Source organism: Pseudomonas sp. NFACC51 (assembly GCF_900103575.1).
GTDB classification, from domain to species: domain Bacteria; phylum Pseudomonadota; class Gammaproteobacteria; order Pseudomonadales; family Pseudomonadaceae; genus Aquipseudomonas; species Aquipseudomonas fluorescens_Q.
On the sequence record NZ_FMXH01000009.1, the window covers coordinates 160,756 to 176,926 of the forward strand.

Below are 16,171 nucleotides of genomic sequence, written 5' to 3' on the forward strand. Positions count from 1 at the left end.
ATCCAAATCAGAAGCTATAACTCATTGGTAACTTTCGGATTACCCATGATGACGGCCACCCGCGAAACCCTACACAGCTGGCTCCATCGCCCCGTTTTCCTGGCGATGGTGGCAACTGCCCTAAGTACCGTCCTGCTGCTGGCGGGGAGTCTGTTCGTGGTCGTGCAGCAGATCCAGCAGCGCGAAAGCGACCAGATGAATGCCCAGGGCGAGCGCTTTCTGCAGCGCCTGGAACAGCTTTTCGGGCAATTGCGTGAAAGCCTCGACGACTTGCAAAACCAGCCGTTGCGCGGATGCAACGACGACATGATCGCCACATTGCGACAGGTCAGCTTCAACTACCGTTTTGTCTACGAGGCGGCGTATATCGATGGCAGCGGCGTCTGCTCCAATCGTCCACGCCAGGGCGGCTTGTCAGTGACCCGCCCGCCCGACATCCGCGGGCCGACCTACAATTACTGGCTCAACACCACCACCGAGCCTGACGAAGACCGCGCCGCATTGATGCTGGGCCGCGGCAACTTTCGGGTGGCCACGTCCCGCGGGCATTTGACCGATGTGGTCGATTTACCACCGGGCAGCAGCCTGCTGGTTGTCCTGGATAACGGTAAACGGGCCATTCCCGTGCTCGGGACGGACCAACACTGGCCGCCGGTCGAACCTTGGCCACCGAAAAGCCACAATGCCTTGCAAGTGACGCAGAACCGGTTGATCTATCGGATGCCGACCGAAAGCCCGGTCTATCAACTGGTGCTTATCGCCCAGCGCAACGGTTTTAAGGTTCCGGCCAATGCCTGGTGGATGCTGCCCATCAGCCTGATGCTGGGCCTGGGGATTGGTTTCCAGGTGTTTCTGCTGGCGCGTCAGCGCCAGTCCATGGACGCCGAACTGCATGGGGCTATCCGGCGTGGTGAATTGCAGGTGCTTTACCAGCCTATTTTCGACCTGAGCAGCCGTAACTGTGTCGGGGCGGAGGCCTTGCTGCGCTGGCGACGACCGGACGGCACCCTGACCAGCCCGGACCTGTTTATCCCGATGGCCGAGAACACGGGGCAGATCCGCCAGATCACCGATTTCGTGCTGCAGCGGCTGTTCGATCAATTGGGCCAGCTGTTGCGGGCCAATCCGCAGCTGTATATCTCGGTGAATCTGGCGGCCTGCGATGTGATGGTGCCGCGTATTGGCGAAGTGATCGCCCGCCTGCTGGCGCTGCATCGCGTGTCGGCGCACCAGATTGCCTTCGAAGTGACCGAGCGTGGGCTGGTCGATGTGTTGGTCGCCCGGGATAACCTGCAATCGCTGCGCGACGTCGGGCATCAGGTGTTGATCGACGATTTCGGCACCGGTTATTGCAGCCTGGCCTACTTGCAAACCCTGCCGGTGGACTGCCTGAAAATCGATAAGGCCTTCATCGACGCCTTGGGCCACGATGCCGCCAGCAGCGGCGTGGCCCCGCATATCATTCGCATGGCCCATGCGCTGCAACTCAAGGTGATAGCCGAAGGCATCGAGCATGAAGCCCAGGCTTCCTATTTGAGCAGCGAAGGGGTGAGGTTCGGCCAGGGTTGGCTGTTTGCCCATGCCCTCAGCGCGGTTCAGCTCATTGAACTGATTACCCGTGGCCGGCGCCTGCGTGGTCGGCGCCTCGATGACGAAGCCTGAGTCTCCTCAGGCCATGAGCTCAGACTGCCAGCGCCATGTAGAACTGTGTGCCCTGCCCCGGCCTTGAATAAACGCCCATGCGCCCGCCGTGGAGCTGGACGATCTCCTTGCACAGCGCCAGGCCGAGGCCCGCCCCCCCCTTCTTGCGTCCGACCTGGACGAAAGGTTCGAAGATCCGTCCCTGCTGGCCGTAGGCAATGCCTTCACCGTTGTCTTCGACGCTGATGATCACCCGCTCGCCATGCCGTCGGGCCTGCAAGCGGATCTGGCCGTTTTCGGCGGTGTGGCGCATGGCGTTATCGATCAGGTTATCGAGCACGCGATCCAATTGCGCAGCGTCGGCATGCAGGCGCGGGAGCGGGCCCTGGATCGCCACCAGCAGCTCGATACCCTTGGTTTGGGCCTGCTCGGCAAACCGCAACCGGGCCGCTTCCAGTAGATCGTCGATGGAGCAAGGCGCCAGGGTCAGCTTCTGCAGGCCGTTCTGGTAGCGAGAGAAGTTCAGCAGGTCATTGATGAGCTGCATCAGTCGCTGCATCTCTTCTGTGACGGTGTTGAGCAGGTCGGCCTCGCGCGACTCTTCTGAAAAATGCAGGCGCTCCTGTAACAGGCCGAAGGCCATGTGCATGCCCGTCACGGGCGTGCGCAGCTCATGGGAGGCACGCAAGACGAACTCGCTGCGCACCCGTTCGAAGGCGCGCTGCTCGGTGACGTCATGCAGCACCATGACCGCGCCGAGAATGTGGCCCTGGGTATGACTGACCGGGGTGAGGCTGTAGGTGAGCACCCGCGACTCGCCATCCACTTCGACGCTCAGGTCTTCCGGCGCGCGCTCCAGGCTTCCACCGCGCAGCACCAGGTGCAATTCTTCATCCAGTTCAAGGCGTCCCAGCGCCTCGCCCAGTCCTTGGCCGAGGCGTTCCTCATCCCAGCCCAATTGACGCTGGGCCACCGGGTTGAGGTGCTCCAGCTGACCTTTGCGGTCGATCATCAGCAAGCCGTCGTCGATGCTGTCGAGCACGGCTTGCAAACGTTGCTGACCGGCGAGCAGCTCATCGACGTTGGTGGCCTGATGCTCACGCAAGGCCTCGGCCATGACCCCGAAGCGACGGGTCAGGAGATTCAACTCAGCGGCCGAGGACACGGGTAGCGTGACCTCGAAATTGCCTTGGCCGATGTCGTCCGCCGCCGCGGCCAGTACCTCGATCGGCGCGCCGAAACGCCGGGCAATGCCATGGGCCGTGATAAACCCGATGATCAGCACCGCAAACCCCACCAACCCCAGCAGTCCGGAAATCCACATCGCGCGCTCACGGGCGCGATCCTGGGTTTCACTGATGTTGGTCAGGGCCCGGCGATAGCCCTCGATCAGTCCATTGCGCAGCACATTGAATTTTTCGGTGAGGTCCTTGATGTTCGCGAGCTGGCTCGGCTGCTGGCGAGACGCGGTGAAGGCTTCAAAAAACTCAATGTAGTCGGCCTTGGCCCTGCTGAAGCTGACTGCCGCTTCATCCAGCCCCTGTTCGTGGGCGATGCCTTCGTCGATCAGCGCCAGGTATTGCTGCTTGGAGGCCTCCAGCACAGCCAGGTCGGGCTTGTCGTCGAGCATGATCATCAACTGATCGCCGAGCGTCTGGCGCAGCTTGAGGCCCAGGTCCAGCAGGATGAAGTTGTCGCGTACCGATTGTTCCTGGGTATTGGCCATCTGCATCACGCTGACCAGGCCAAGCACCAATCCCAGCAGGGCCACGGTGATCAGGGCCGAGATACTGAGAAACAGTCGTGTGCGCAGCTTCATCGCCAGTTTCATAAGGTGTCGCTCACAGGTTGTACTGCTTGCGTTTGCGGTACAGCGTGGAGGCATCGATACCCAAGGTCTTGGCCGCCTGGTCGAGGGTGTCGGCGGTGGCCAGCACCGCGCCGATGTGGGCTTTTTCCAATTCGTCGAGGCTCAGCGCGGCGCCGATGCGCGGCGCATTGTTGACCGGTTGCTCGGCCATGCCCAAGTGACTGATTTCGACTTTTTCCTGAGGGCAGATGATGCTGGCGCGCTCGACCACATTGCGCAGTTCCCGGATGTTGCCCGGCCAGCGATAGCCTAGCAGCGCTTCGCGCGCTTCGTCGCTGAAACCCCGGGCCGGGCGCGCGTATTCCTTGACGAAGCGGGCCAGGAAGCGGTCGGCCAGGGTCAGGATGTCTTCGGCGCGCTCTCGCAATGGCGGCAGGTGAAGGGTGATGACGTTCAGGCGATACAGCAGGTCTTCGCGAAAACGTCCGTCGCGCACCATGTCTTCGAGGTTGAGGTTGGTCGCTGCGAGAATCCGTACGTCGGCGCGACGGGTGACTGGATCCCCTACCCGCTCATATTCCTTGTCCTGGATGAAACGCAATAACTTGGGTTGCAATGTCAGAGGAAAATCGCCGATCTCGTCGAGAAACAGCGTGCCGCCGTCGGCCTGGTTGACCCGACCCAACGTACTCTCGCTGGCCCCGGTGAAAGCCCCACGGCTATGGCCGAACAATTCGCTTTCCATCAGTTCAGCGGTCAGCGACGGGCAATTGATGGTGACGCAGGACTTCTTCGCCCGCTTGCTCCAGCCATGGATCGCCTGGGCCAGCTCGCCCTTGCCGGTGCCGGACTCGCCGAGGATCAGGATGTTGGCGTCGGTGCTGGCGACCTGGCGCGCGGTTTCCAGGACGACTTTCATCGCTGGGCTGTGGGAGTCCAGGCCATCCTTGGGTTTGCGCACTTCCCCTTCAAGGGCTTCGAGCCTTGCCGACAGCTGGCGTACTTCCAATTGCTTGGCGGTCGCCAGGCGCAATTGATCGGGGCTGCACGGTTTGACCAGATAATCGGCCGCCCCGGCCTGGATCGCATCGACCGCGGTATCGACTGCCGAGTGAGCGGTGACGATGACCACGCGCATCCAGGGTGCCTGGATACGCATTTGTGCCAGGACATCCAGGCCGTTGTCCTCCCCCAGGCGCAGGTCGAGGAAACACAGGTCGAACACCTGGCGTTGCAGCAGTGCGTCGGCCTGGGCGGCGCTGTTGGCGGTGGCGACGCTGTAGCCTTCGTCTTCCAGGCAGTATCGGAATGTACGCAGGATGGCGGACTCGTCGTCTACCAGCAGAATGCGGCCTTGGTGCTCAGTGGCGGATTCCATTTTTCCTACGCTCCTTTAATGAATGATGTTGGTTAGTGTCAGAAAAATCGGGCAAGTTGCATGGTCGATTCTGAGGGGATATTACTCATCAAGAATGGCCCTGTGGACGTCTGACTCCTAAAAGCCTGATTTGAGTTCCTTTTTTTACGAGTCGTCCGGTTCGGACGGTTCGCATCGCTCATTCCGACAGCTGTGTCTGACAGCCAATTCAAAAACAATCTAACGACTTTTCCTGCTGATTCGTGCAATACGCACGACCGACGCCTGCGTCATCGTGCAGGATGCGCTCCCGGTATGTTGCACTTATTTATTAACTTATTGATTTTAAAGGTTTTTATCTGACAAAAAATCCTGGCACGGCGACTGCAATGCTCTGATCAACGTGGCGTAGCGCGCCTCAACCAGATCACCGCACTCGGGTGGGGAGGAATTCCAGGATGAATCGTCAAAGTGTCACTCAATTTGGCTTCGCCCACTTCAAAAGTGCCGCCCCATTGCGCCTCTCTTCCCTGCACGTCCAGCAGGGCGCATGGGCTGCCTTGGCGCTGCTGGTCACCCTCGTAACGGGCCAGCAATGGTTGCTCTGGTATCAGAGCCAACAGCCCCAAGCGCCGCAGGTTTCGATTCACCGTGCCCCACAGACCCATTTCAGTGCCGTCAGCAGCCTTGAAGAAGCGTCCGCTTCAATGCGCATGATGGATGTCGACCAGGCCCAGCCATTGAGCGCCATGCCGCGTGAAGAGCGCTGGGTGTTTTAACCCGATGAACCGGTCGTCCATTGCGCCGGAACCATCACCGCAAGACCTTCACTAAATAGAAAAGCGTAAGGAGAATCACCATGTTGAGCTGGGCAATTACCTTCCTGATCATTGCCATCATCGCCGCCGTACTAGGCTTCGGTGGTATCGCAGGCACCGCCACGGGCATCGCCAAGATTCTCTTTGTTGTGTTCCTGGTGATGTTCATCGCTTCCTTCTTCTTTGGCCGTCGTGGCCGAGGCTGACCATGAACGTTTCATTCAAAGGACTGGCTGCCGCCCTGTTGCTGGGCGGCAGTGCCATGGCAATGGCTGCCAATGACGGGCAGATGCGCGTCAACCAGTTGCTGCAGGCCGACGCGCAATATCGCGAGACCTGGCAGCACGTCGTGAAAAAAGAAGAACGTCTACCCGAATGGGTGATGAACCTGACGGGCGATTCGGACCAGATGAATGCTGTCGAAGAAGATGGCGACAAGTATTTGGTGGGGCCGCTGTGTGAAACCCAGGCAACGTGTCGCAGCAAGCGTCTGATCGTCGCCTTCAGTTTCGACAAGGACGAAGCCTATGCCATGTTGGTGGAAGTCCCTGCGGGGCTGCCAGCCGACAAGTCCCCGACGCGGCATGCCGACTACCGATTCCTCGGCAAGCCCGATGAAGGTATGCAGAAACTGTTAATGGAACAACTCAAGAAAGATCCGAACTGGTACTGATTCTGAAAATGGGAAAAGCAGCCCTGCTTTTCTCTGCTGCACAGCCCGAGGAGGGCCGGTGCATGACCAAGGGGCTGGGACGTTCTGACTGATGAGAGTCGGAGTGACCTACGGGCACAAGGGGTGCCTGCGAAAGGGCCGGGTCAGGTAAAAGCTGCGACGCAAGTTCGCAAAGCCATCGCGGCTTGGCGAACTTGCGTAGAGCTTCTTGTTCGCAAAATGCGTGCGCCAGAGCGGTGGGTGGATTGGCCGCGGCAAGTCCCTCGGCGATGCGGCATTTTGTCTCCTTCCGCCGATTTATCCCCCTTTGCCCAACCGTATATCGGAGAATGCCGAGGTAATTTCTCCCATGGGCCGCGTCTTGAGTCGCTGCCGTTTCATCGGTTCCCCACACTTGCGAGAGAAAGCCCAGCTACGCTGAAACGGCCGGTTCACGGCACTTATGCCTGCATAAATGTCGCATTCGAACCGCTTGGAAGGCGGGTTTCGTTTGAAAAATCTCATGCCGATTCGGCATGGGGTAGGCGTTTATGGCATTAGACGAGCCCCCCTTGCATCGCAATAGTTGCGCCTTTTTTCGCCTGCCAGTAAGCCGCTAACGCGCTCGGGGTGACCTTATACGGGGGCAGGGGCATGAGTGTTTTTCGTCATCGACGATCCATTCGCGCCACTGTCCGAGTCCAACTGAAGTAAGGGTAACAATATGAAGAAGGCACGACTAAGCCTCGCCTGGCAGATCCTCATCGGTCTGGTGCTCGGGATTGCATTGGGCGCGCTGCTCAACCATTTCAGTGCCGAGAAGGCCTGGTGGATCAGCAATGTGCTGCAACCGGCGGGCGATATCTTTATCCGTCTGATCAAGATGATCGTGATCCCGATCGTGATTTCCTCGTTGATCGTCGGCATCGCTGGGGTCGGTGATGCCAAGAAGCTCGGGCGCATCGGTCTCAAGACCATCCTTTACTTCGAAGTCGTCACCACCATCGCCATCGTCGTCGGCCTGCTGCTGGCCAACTTCTTCCAGCCGGGCAGCGGCATCGACATGAGCACCCTGGGTACGGTGGATATCTCCAAGTACCAGGCCACGGCCGCGGAAGTCCAGCATGAACATGCGTTCATCCAGACCATCCTCAACCTGATCCCGTCGAACATCTTCGCCGCCGTTGCGCGTGGCGAGATGCTGCCGATCATTTTCTTCTCCGTATTGTTTGGCCTGGGTCTGTCCAGCCTGCAATCGGACCTGCGCGATCCGCTGGTGAAAATGTTCCAGGGCGTGTCGGAAAGCATGTTCAAGGTCACCCACATGATCATGCAATACGCCCCCATCGGTGTGTTCGCCCTGATCGCGGTGACCGTCGCCAACTTCGGTTTCGCGTCGCTGCTGCCGCTGGCGAAGCTGGTGATCCTGGTTTACGTCGCCATCGCCTTCTTTGCCTTCGTGGTGCTGGGCGTGATCGCCCGCCTGTTCGGCTTCTCGGTGCTCAAGCTGATGCGCATCTTCAAGGATGAGCTGGTGCTGGCCTATTCCACCGCCAGTTCCGAAACCGTGCTGCCACGCGTGATCGAGAAGATGGAAGCCTACGGCGCGCCGAAAGCCATCTGCAGCTTCGTGGTGCCCACCGGTTATTCGTTCAACCTCGACGGTTCGACTCTGTACCAGAGCATCGCGGCGATTTTCATCGCCCAGCTGTACGGCATCGACCTGTCCATCAGCCAGCAATTGCTGCTGGTGCTGACCTTGATGGTCACCTCCAAAGGCATCGCCGGTGTGCCGGGCGTGTCGTTCGTGGTGCTGCTGGCGACCTTGGGCAGCGTGGGCATTCCGCTGGAAGGCCTGGCCTTCATTGCCGGTGTGGACCGCATCATGGACATGGCCCGTACCGCGCTGAACGTCATCGGCAACGCCCTGGCCGTGCTGGTCATCGCTCGCTGGGAAGGCATGTACGACGATGCCAAGGGCCAGCGCTACTGGAACTCCCTGCCGCACTGGCGCAGCAAGGAGCCGCTGCCGGTGGGGGAGCCTTCCAGCCGTTGAGATTCATTGTGGGAGTTTGGGCTAGCAGCAAAGTGCCTGAACAACCCCGGCTCTCATGGGATTCTGCCATAGGCATTTTGTCAGCCCTTGCGCAGTGCCAAGCAAACCCCGGAGCAATCCGGGGTTTGTCGTTTCTGCCAGCCCCGCTATCATTCGCGGCATCTTCGGGGGATTTAACTGATGCTCAATGGCCTGTGGCTTGGCTTCTTTATCGTGGCTGCCGTGTCGGCGCTGGCGCAGTGGTTGATCGGCGGCAACGCCGGGATCTTCGCGGCCATGGTGGAAAGCATTTTCGCCATGGCCAAGCTGTCGGTGGAGGTCATGGTCCTGCTGTTCGGCACCTTGACCCTGTGGCTGGGCTTCCTGCGCATCGCCGAAAAGGCCGGCATCGTCGACTGGCTGGCCAAGGCCCTCGGGCCGCTGTTCTTGCGCTTGATGCCGCAAGTGCCTGCCGGCCACCCGGCGATCGGCCTGATCACCCTCAACTTCGCCGCCAACGGCCTGGGACTGGACAACGCAGCCACCCCCATCGGCCTCAAGGCCATGCGCGCCCTGCAAGATCTCAACCCCAGCCCGACTATCGCCAGCAATGCGCAGATCCTGTTCCTGGTGCTCAACGCCTCGTCGCTGACGCTGCTGCCGGTGACGATCTTCATGTACCGCGCACAGCAAGGCGCGCCGGACCCGACCCTGGTATTCCTGCCGATCCTGCTCGCCACCAGCGCCTCGACCCTGATGGGGCTGCTGTCGGTGGCGTTCATGCAGCGCCTGCGGTTGTGGGACCCGGTGGTGCTGGCTTATCTGATCCCGGGTGCGCTGGTGCTGGGTGGTTTCATGGCGCTGCTGGCAACGCTTTCGGCCACGGCGCTGGCGGGGTTGTCATCGATCCTGGGCAACCTGACTCTGTTTGGCCTGATCATCCTGTTCCTGGTGGTGGGCGCGCTGCGCAAGGTCAAGGTGTACGAAACCTTCATCGAGGGCGCCAAAGAGGGCTTCGACGTCGCCAAGACCTTGCTGCCGTACCTGGTGGCAATGCTTTGTGCCGTGGGTGTACTGCGCGCCTCGGGGGCGCTGGATTTCGGCCTCGACGGCATTCGGCACCTGGTGGAGTGGGCCGGCTGGGATACGCGTTTCGTCGATGCCTTGCCGACCGCCATGGTCAAGCCGTTTTCCGGCAGCGCCGCCCGGGCGATGTTGATCGAGACCATGAAGACCTCCGGCGTCGACAGCTTCCCGGCCCTGGTGGCGGCGACCATCCAGGGCAGCACCGAGACCACGTTCTACGTGCTGGCGGTCTATTTCGGCGCCGTGGGCATCCAGCGGGCACGCCATGCCGTGGGGTGCGCGCTGCTGGCGGAGTTGGCCGGGGTCGTGGCGGCGATTGGCGTTTGCTACTGGTTCTTCGGTTGACCTGAGTCTTCCCGCCGCCTCTAGGGTTGAGTCGGCGTTGCGAAACGCTGGCCTTGCTCCAATGTCCAGGCCACCACTTCGGCCGTCAGCCGGTCGCCGGCCCGGCCAAAGCCGTCCACCACCGCCGGCACTTTCACATCGCTCAACGGCTGGCGCACTTCAAAACGGCGACTGGCCAGGATGCGCTGGTCGAAGCCGCGCACCAGCAGCGCGTCCAGGCGAATCACCACGCTGGCCGCAGTGCCCTGGTATTCGGTCTGGAACGCCTGCAATTGCCCGCCCAGTTCCAGATCCGCTTGCAGGTTGCTGTCGGCGACGCTCAACAACCTGACGCGTCCATCCTGGGCGAAGCCATCGAGCAAGCGGTTGCGCAACAGCACGGGGGCTGGGTCGCTCCAGCGCGAGGCGGCGTAGCTGCTGAACAGATTGCCTTGGGGGATCACCGCGATTTTCGGGCTGTTGAGCACTTCGCTGGCCTGGGGGCTGGCCAGGCGCAGCGACCAGCTCACCGCCGGGCCCGCAGACGCCGGGGCCTGGGTGACGGGCAAGCGATACACATCCGAGGGTTCGGCCTTGGGCAAAATCGAGCAACCGCCCACCAGGAGCAATCCTGCCAGTAAGAGAATAGGGCGGATAAACCGGTTGCACGGCTTCATGGCGTGAACTCCTTGTCCTTGTCGTTGCCCAGCAAATAGCCGCTGGGGTTGGCATCCAGGCGCCGGGAGATTCCCCGCAGGGCGCTCAGGGTTTCGCGCAGTTCACGCACGGCTGGCGCCAGGGCATTGAGGCCCTGCATGCCGTTATTCAACGAATCGCGATTGTCGTTCAGCAGTTTGTCGAGGGTTGCCGTGCTGCGGGCCAGGGATTGCATGGCCTGGCCGGCACTACCGAACGCCTGTTTGCCCTGGTCGTTGAGCAAACCATTGGCGTTGCGCATCAACGCCGTGGTCTGTTCCAGCGTGGCGCTGGCCTGTTCGCCGATGGACGCCAGTTGCTGCATGGCCTGGCGAATATCGCCGCGCTGCTCGGCAATGACCCCGGTGGTTTGCTCCAGATGCTCAAGCGTCTTGCCCAGGCTTTGGACGTTGTCCGAGGAAAACACCTCATTGGCGTTGTGCAGCAGCAGGTTGATGCTGGTCATCAAGTCATCGCTGTTGTTGAGCAGGCGGGCAATAGGCGAGGGCGCGGCGATGATCACTGGCGGTTCCCCGTCGTGCCCGGTCAGTGCCGGGCTCTGGGGCGTACCGCCACTGAGCTGGATAATCGAGGTACCGGTAATGCCGGTCAGTGCCAGCTTGGCCTGGGTGTCTTGCTTGATTGGCGTTTCCCCACTCAAGCGCACCTGCGCCAGAACCCGGCGCGGGTCGTTCGGGTCCAGGCGCAGGTTGACGACGTCGCCGACCTTGATCCCGCTGTATTCCACCGAGCTGCCCCGGGACAACCCGCTGACCGCCTCGTTGAACACCACTTCGTAGTACTTGAATTCGCTGTCCACGTTGGACTTGGCCAGCCACAGGCCAAACAACAGCGCGCCAGCCACCACAATGACGGTGAACAGGCCGATCAGCACATGATGGGCTCGGGTTTCCATGTCAAACCTCGTTCGATTGTGTAGCGGCCGATAACGCCGCGCGGCCGCGAGGGCCATGGAAGTATTCGTGAATCCAGGCGTCGTCGGTTTCCGACACCTTGTCGATGACATCGGCCACCAGGACTTTTTTCTGCGCCAGTACCGCCACCCGGTCGGTGATGGTGTAGAGGGTGTCCAGGTCGTGGGTGACCAGGAACACGCTCAGGCCCAGGGCATCGCGCAGTGTCAGGATCAATTGGTCGAACGCCGCCGCACCGATGGGATCGAGGCCGGCGGTGGGTTCGTCGAGGAACAGAATGTCCGGGTCCAGGGCCAGTGCACGGGCCAGGGCGGCGCGCTTGATCATGCCACCGGACAGCGAGGCGGGGTACTTGTCGGCGGCCGATAACGGCAGCCCGGCCAAGGCCAGCTTCACCGCCGCCAGGTGCTCGGCGTCGGCCCGGCTGAGCCCGGCGTGTTCGATCAGCGGCAGGGCGACGTTTTCTGTCACGGTCAATGATGAGAACAGCGCGCCTTTCTGGAACAACACGCCAAAGCGCCGTTCCACCCGCGAACGTTGTTCCGGGGGCAGGCTCGGCAAGTCCTCGCCGAACACCCGCACGGAACCTTCGCTGGGTCGGTTCAGGCCGACGATGCTGCGCAGCAGCACCGATTTGCCGCTGCCGGAGCCGCCGACCACGGCAAGGATCTCGCCCTTGTACACGTCCAGGTCGAGGTTTTCATGCACGCTCTGGCGGCCAAAGCGATTGCACAGGCCGCGCACTTGAATCACCGTCTCGGTGGGCGGTCGCAAGGGTTGGCTCACCAATTCATCTCCATGAAAAACAGCGCGGCCACGGCATCGAGCACAATCACCACGAAAATCGACTGCACCACGCTGGACGTGGTGTGAGCCCCGACCGATTCGGCACTGCCACTGACCTTGAAACCTTCCAGGCAACCCACGGCAGCGATCAGGAAGGCAAAGATCGGCGCCTTGACCATCCCCACCAGGAAATGCTGCACGCCAATGTCCGACTGCAACAGCGTGAGGAACATGGCCGGTGAAATACCCAGCGACAAAGCGCAAACCACGCCGCCACCGATAATGCCCGAGAGCATGGCCAGGAAGGTCAGCATCGGCAGCGCCACCAACAGCGCCAGTACCCGTGGAATCACCAGCAACTCGACCGGATCGAGGCCCAGGGTGCGGATCGCGTCGATTTCTTCGTTGGCCTTCATCGAGCCAATCTGCGCGGTGAACGCGCTGGCGGTGCGGCCCGCCATGAGGATCGCCGTCAGCAACACGCCGAATTCACGCAGGAACGAGAACGCCACCAGGTCCACGGTAAAGATGCTGGCGCCGAAATCGGCCAGCACCGTTGCGCCGAGAAAGGCCACCACTGCGCCCACCAGGAACGTCAGCAGGGCGACGATGGGGGCTGCGTCCAGGCCGGTCTGTTCGATGTGAACGACCATCGCTGTCATGCGCCAGCGCCTGGGGCGAAACAGGTTGCGGGCCAGGGTTTCCAGAATCAGGCCGACAAAACCCAGCAGTTGCAGGGTGTCTTGCCAGACTTTTTCCACGGCGCGGCCGATACGGGTCAGCAGTTGTGTCAGCACGCTGACCTGCGGCTCTTTCACCGGCACACAGAAGTCCGTCAGCGAGCAATAGACCGTCTGCAACAGCGCCCGCTCGGCGGCCGGCAAGCTGCAATCGGGGTGCTCGGTGGTCTTGCCCAGCCGTTCGGAGCCCAGCAGTTCCACCAGCAACGAAGCCCCGGCAGTGTCGAGGGCGCCGAGGCCGTTGAGATCGATCAGGGTGTGCTCGTCGTATTGGCCGCGCAAGGATTCGCTCAAGCGCTTGAGCTGCGCGTAATGGGCCAGCGTCCAGTCGCCGCCGACCCAGAGTCGGGCCGGAGAGCGAGACGTGTCCAGCCGGGCTGTGCCAGTGTGGGATCCGAGGGTCATAAGCTCCATGCTCGTTCGACTTGAACAGCGCTACCTAATAGCACGACCGCCGTTATTTTGCCTCGGGTGCGTCAGCGCTCACGTTGAAACGCAACACGCCGATCATCTGACCATTTTCCGTCAGCACCCGCACCTGCCATTTGCCCGTCGGGTCTTGCGGGAAGTTCTGCTTGTGGGTCCAGGCGCGATAGCCTTCCTTGCGTCCGCCGTGGATGTCCAGGGCGATGCGGTCGACTTCTTTACCGTTGAACTGCCAGACGTGATAGATCCGCTCGTCGAGCCCACGTGGCGCGTTGATCGCGGTGTAGGCGTACAGGCCGTTGCCGCGAATCTGGGCCGCGCTGACTTCCTTGAGGCTGGCGCCCGGCGTGCGATCTTCCAGTTGGGTGCTGATCGCCACTTCGGTCATCCACAGCGTGGCCGGTGGCACCCAGGAGCGCAGCACCCAGCCGGCGGCGCCAATCCCGACGGTGATACACAAAATGGCGAGGGCGTTGCGCACGGTGCGGATCGGGAAGATCGAGGCCAGGCTGGGAAACGACAGCAGCATCGCAATGCCCAGCGCCAGCTTGAAGCTTTGGTCGGTGGTCAGGTGCAGGATTACCGGCAGCGCGGTGAGCAGGGCGGCGAATAGCGTCAGCGTGTGCAAGGCCAGGAACGCCCAGCGCCGAGGCGCCAGCCATTTGTAGTACAGCGGGTCGGTGATCGAGATCAGCGCCGCGATCGTCAGCAGGCCGGTGAAAAGCAGTTGGCTGCTGTTCCAGGTGGTGGTGATGAAGAAAAACGGCAGGACGAAAAACAGGCTTTCCTGGTGAATCATCTGCGTGGCGTAGCGCAACAGCGGCTGGGGGATTTCCCGTTTGAAAATCCGCGCGAACAGCCGGGTCATGCTGTTCTCGACCATCAGCCAGAGCCAGCTCACCAGCATCATGATGGCGATCCAGGTCGCCAGGCCCTGCTGGCGATCCACCAGCATGAAGCTGCCGACCCCGGAAATGAAGCCACCGAGCGCAATGACCCCTGGATAGCGCTTCATCAATTCAAGGAGGCGCTGGATATAGACCGTCAGGTTTTGCATTCGGTAGTTTCGCAGTAAGTCGTAGGAAATATCCCTGACAGAGTATCGTCAGGGCGGTGACATGGCGAGGATCGCGACGCGTGCCGTGATGCTCTTTTGTGGCGAGGGAGCTTGCTCCCGCTGGCCTGCGAAGCAGGCCCCAGCATTTATCCAGGTAAATCTATCCAGGTAAATCGCATCGCCCGGTTTGCGCCTGCTGCGCAGCCGAGCGGGAGCAAGCTCCCTCGCCACGGGATTTGAGTTGCCCTGGGCTGGAGTCATCGCGAGCAAGCTCCCCCAGGGCGGATCAACCAGATTCTGGTCGGGCCCGCCGACGCACTTGCCACACCACCAACCCAAGCAACAGCACCCCCAGCAGACCGCCCAGCCCCCAGACGAGCTCATCGTCACTGAGCAACGGCTTTTCGATGCGCAGGTAACCCGGGTCCTTGAGCAGTTCGCGCAGGGCCACGTTGGCCTGTTCCAGGCTCACCTCCTGCAGGCGCAGGGCCGGGTTGGCGAAACGGCCGTCTTCATAATCGCCCAGGGCGCCCCAGTAGTAATCGGCCAGTGCACTGTTGCCTTGAACCGCCCAGGACTGATGGGCAATGGCCGCACGTTTGATGCGCACGAAATCGGCGGGGTCCAGGCCATCCTTGAGCAATCTCTTGCGCAGTTCTTCCAGCGCCTGTTCGGCTTCGGGCAAGTCTTCGCGGGACAGGTCCGCGTTCAGGCTGAAGAAGCCGACGCCGCCGAACACCTCGCGTTCGGTCCACGGCCCGTAGGACAAGCCACGGGCCAGGCGCAATTGGCGATAGAGCGCCCAGTCCAGGTAATCCTTGAGCAGGTCGAAGGTTTCGTCATGCTGCTCATCCAGCACCGGCTCCGGGAACAGCCAATGAAGCTTGGCGCTATTGCCGACCAGGCCATGGATCAGGTTGCGCTTGGTGACCGCCTTGTAGCGGATCTGTGGCAGCGCCTCGTGTGGGCTGGGCTCCACCGGCTCGAGTTCGCCAAAGGCGCGCTCCAGGTAGGCCGGCAACAGTCGGTCGAGGTCGCCGACCACGATCAGGGTCATGTTGTTCGGTGCATACCAGGCCTTGCGCACTTGTTCGAGTCGGGCAAGGGTATGGCGCCCGACCTCGGCCCGTTCCGCGCAGCGCAGGCCCAGCTCAACCGCCAACTGGTTGCTGGCCTTGTGGCCCAGGTCCTGGTGATCGAGCCAGCGTTGCAGGTGGGTGTAGTGGCCGCCGTCCTCGCGTTCAACCACCCGCTTGGCCGCCTCCAGGGCTTTTTCATCGATGCGGGTGCGGGTCAACAGCGCCAGCAGCAGGTCCAGGATCTTGCGTTGATTGCGTGCCGGCGCCTCGATCACGAACGTGGTGTCGGCGTTGCTCGTGAAGGCATTCCACTCGCCACCCAAGGCCTGCATGCGCTCTTCCAGGCCGCCTTCACCGCTCTCATCGACGCCGCTGAACAGCAGGTGTTCGAGCAGATGCGGCAGTTCCTTGTCGGCGCAACTGAAGTCGTCCAGGCCCACGCCGACCACCAGGCGGATCGCCACATGCCCGCGCTCGCTGCCCGGCTTGAGCATCAGCTGCATGCCGTTGGGCAACGTATAGCCTTCGACCTGGAACCGGTCCAGGGCGACCACGGGCAGTGAGCCGAGTAAAAGAAAGGCGAACAACAGACAACGCATAAGGGCTTCCTGGCGGCTGAGTGGAGGTCCATGGTGTCGGGCAGGCCGTCATCGGCGGATCGTCGCCCGGAGTCGGCTCGCTCCCCCTATCGAATCTATGCGGTATTCATGACAACGGGAGCAGGCGGGC

General features: G+C 61.6%; 14 protein-coding genes. 6 read left to right on the forward strand and 8 right to left on the reverse strand.

Translation table 11 applies throughout. The features are described from left to right. Nucleotides 1-48: 48 nt before the first annotated feature. Entirely contained in the window at nt 49-1,662 is a 1,614-nt protein-coding gene (locus BLT00_RS19170; protein ID WP_170862087.1) for an EAL domain-containing protein, read from the forward strand. A gap of 19 nt (nt 1,663-1,681) precedes the next feature. Here BLT00_RS19170 and BLT00_RS19175 read toward each other — a convergent pair whose 3' ends face one another. Continuing rightward, complete coding sequence (locus BLT00_RS19175) at nt 1,682-3,472, reverse strand: ATP-binding protein (protein WP_092148910.1); 1,791 nt, start codon at nt 3,470-3,472, stop codon at nt 1,682-1,684. Nucleotides 3,473-3,482: 10 nt separating this feature from the next. Then, nucleotides 3,483-4,829, reverse strand: a complete 1,347-nt coding sequence (gene algB, locus BLT00_RS19180) for a sigma-54-dependent response regulator transcription factor AlgB (protein ID WP_063323612.1) — start codon at nt 4,827-4,829, stop codon at nt 3,483-3,485. A 437-nt stretch (nt 4,830-5,266) separates the two neighbouring features. On the opposite strand from algB, the gene BLT00_RS19185 reads away from it, so the two are divergent. The 5 genes from BLT00_RS19185 to BLT00_RS19205 all read left to right on the forward strand — a co-directional run bounded on the left by BLT00_RS19185 (nt 5,267) and on the right by BLT00_RS19205 (nt 9,744). Next, the gene (locus BLT00_RS19185; RefSeq protein ID WP_092148907.1) at nt 5,267-5,587 is read left to right on the forward strand and encodes a hypothetical protein; all 321 of its coding nucleotides are present in this window, start codon (nt 5,267-5,269) and stop codon (nt 5,585-5,587) included. Between the two features lie 80 nt (nt 5,588-5,667). Then, complete coding sequence (locus BLT00_RS19190; RefSeq protein ID WP_003177151.1) at nt 5,668-5,832, forward strand: DUF1328 domain-containing protein; 165 nt, start codon at nt 5,668-5,670, stop codon at nt 5,830-5,832. Between the two features lie 2 nt (nt 5,833-5,834). Continuing rightward, complete coding sequence (locus BLT00_RS19195; protein WP_092148904.1) at nt 5,835-6,299, forward strand: inhibitor of vertebrate lysozyme family protein; 465 nt, start codon at nt 5,835-5,837, stop codon at nt 6,297-6,299. Between the two features lie 703 nt (nt 6,300-7,002). Continuing rightward, nucleotides 7,003-8,334 (forward strand): glutamate/aspartate:proton symporter GltP, encoded by a 1,332-nt coding sequence (gene gltP / locus BLT00_RS19200; protein ID WP_092148901.1) that lies wholly within the window; start codon nt 7,003-7,005, stop codon nt 8,332-8,334. Nucleotides 8,335-8,514: 180 nt separating this feature from the next. Then, complete coding sequence (locus BLT00_RS19205) at nt 8,515-9,744, forward strand: nucleoside recognition domain-containing protein (protein WP_092148898.1); 1,230 nt, start codon at nt 8,515-8,517, stop codon at nt 9,742-9,744. Nucleotides 9,745-9,764: 20 nt separating this feature from the next. On the opposite strand, the gene BLT00_RS19210 is transcribed toward BLT00_RS19205, so the two are convergent. The 6 genes from BLT00_RS19210 to BLT00_RS19235 form a co-directional block, all read right to left on the reverse strand. Continuing rightward, the gene (locus tag BLT00_RS19210; protein WP_092148895.1) at nt 9,765-10,400 is read right to left on the reverse strand and encodes an ABC-type transport auxiliary lipoprotein family protein; all 636 of its coding nucleotides are present in this window, start codon (nt 10,398-10,400) and stop codon (nt 9,765-9,767) included. Beyond that, nucleotides 10,397-11,335 carry an MlaD family protein gene (locus BLT00_RS19215; RefSeq protein ID WP_092148892.1) on the reverse strand — a complete coding sequence of 313 codons (939 nt, stop codon included), beginning with the start codon at nt 11,333-11,335 and terminating at the stop codon, nt 10,397-10,399. Before BLT00_RS19215 ends, BLT00_RS19210 begins: the two co-directional genes overlap by 4 nt. A gap of 1 nt (nt 11,336) precedes the next feature. Next, on the reverse strand, nt 11,337-12,140 hold the full coding sequence (locus tag BLT00_RS19220) for an ABC transporter ATP-binding protein (protein ID WP_092148889.1): 804 nt from the start codon (nt 12,138-12,140) through the stop codon (nt 11,337-11,339). Continuing rightward, nucleotides 12,137-13,285, reverse strand: coding sequence for an ABC transporter permease (locus BLT00_RS19225; RefSeq protein ID WP_092148886.1), 1,149 nt, complete (start codon nt 13,283-13,285; stop codon nt 12,137-12,139). Before BLT00_RS19225 ends, BLT00_RS19220 begins: the two co-directional genes overlap by 4 nt. A 52-nt stretch (nt 13,286-13,337) precedes the next feature. Further along, complete coding sequence (locus tag BLT00_RS19230; protein ID WP_092148883.1) at nt 13,338-14,363, reverse strand: DUF5924 family protein; 1,026 nt, start codon at nt 14,361-14,363, stop codon at nt 13,338-13,340. A 286-nt stretch (nt 14,364-14,649) separates the two neighbouring features. After that, the gene (locus BLT00_RS19235) at nt 14,650-16,041 is read right to left on the reverse strand and encodes a M16 family metallopeptidase (protein WP_092148880.1); all 1,392 of its coding nucleotides are present in this window, start codon (nt 16,039-16,041) and stop codon (nt 14,650-14,652) included. Nucleotides 16,042-16,171: the final 130 nt, after the last annotated feature.

Excerpts from the sequence above, each read along its gene's own strand:
- BLT00_RS19170 (WP_170862087.1), top strand. The coding sequence starts at position 49 with ATGACGGCCACCCGCGAAACCCTACACAGCTGGCTCCATCGCCCCGTT.
- BLT00_RS19175 (WP_092148910.1), bottom strand. The coding sequence starts at position 3,472 with ATGAAACTGGCGATGAAGCTGCGCACACGACTGTTTCTCAGTATCTCG.
- algB (WP_063323612.1), bottom strand. The coding sequence starts at position 4,829 with ATGGAATCCGCCACTGAGCACCAAGGCCGCATTCTGCTGGTAGACGAC.
- BLT00_RS19185 (WP_092148907.1), top strand. The coding sequence starts at position 5,267 with ATGAATCGTCAAAGTGTCACTCAATTTGGCTTCGCCCACTTCAAAAGT.
- BLT00_RS19190 (WP_003177151.1), top strand. The coding sequence starts at position 5,668 with ATGTTGAGCTGGGCAATTACCTTCCTGATCATTGCCATCATCGCCGCC.
- BLT00_RS19195 (WP_092148904.1), top strand. The coding sequence starts at position 5,835 with ATGAACGTTTCATTCAAAGGACTGGCTGCCGCCCTGTTGCTGGGCGGC.
- gltP (WP_092148901.1), top strand. The coding sequence starts at position 7,003 with ATGAAGAAGGCACGACTAAGCCTCGCCTGGCAGATCCTCATCGGTCTG.
- BLT00_RS19205 (WP_092148898.1), top strand. The coding sequence starts at position 8,515 with ATGCTCAATGGCCTGTGGCTTGGCTTCTTTATCGTGGCTGCCGTGTCG.
- BLT00_RS19210 (WP_092148895.1), bottom strand. The coding sequence starts at position 10,400 with ATGAAGCCGTGCAACCGGTTTATCCGCCCTATTCTCTTACTGGCAGGA.
- BLT00_RS19215 (WP_092148892.1), bottom strand. The coding sequence starts at position 11,335 with ATGGAAACCCGAGCCCATCATGTGCTGATCGGCCTGTTCACCGTCATT.
- BLT00_RS19225 (WP_092148886.1), bottom strand. The coding sequence starts at position 13,285 with ATGACCCTCGGATCCCACACTGGCACAGCCCGGCTGGACACGTCTCGC.
- BLT00_RS19230 (WP_092148883.1), bottom strand. The coding sequence starts at position 14,363 with ATGCAAAACCTGACGGTCTATATCCAGCGCCTCCTTGAATTGATGAAG.
- BLT00_RS19235 (WP_092148880.1), bottom strand. The coding sequence starts at position 16,041 with ATGCGTTGTCTGTTGTTCGCCTTTCTTTTACTCGGCTCACTGCCCGTG.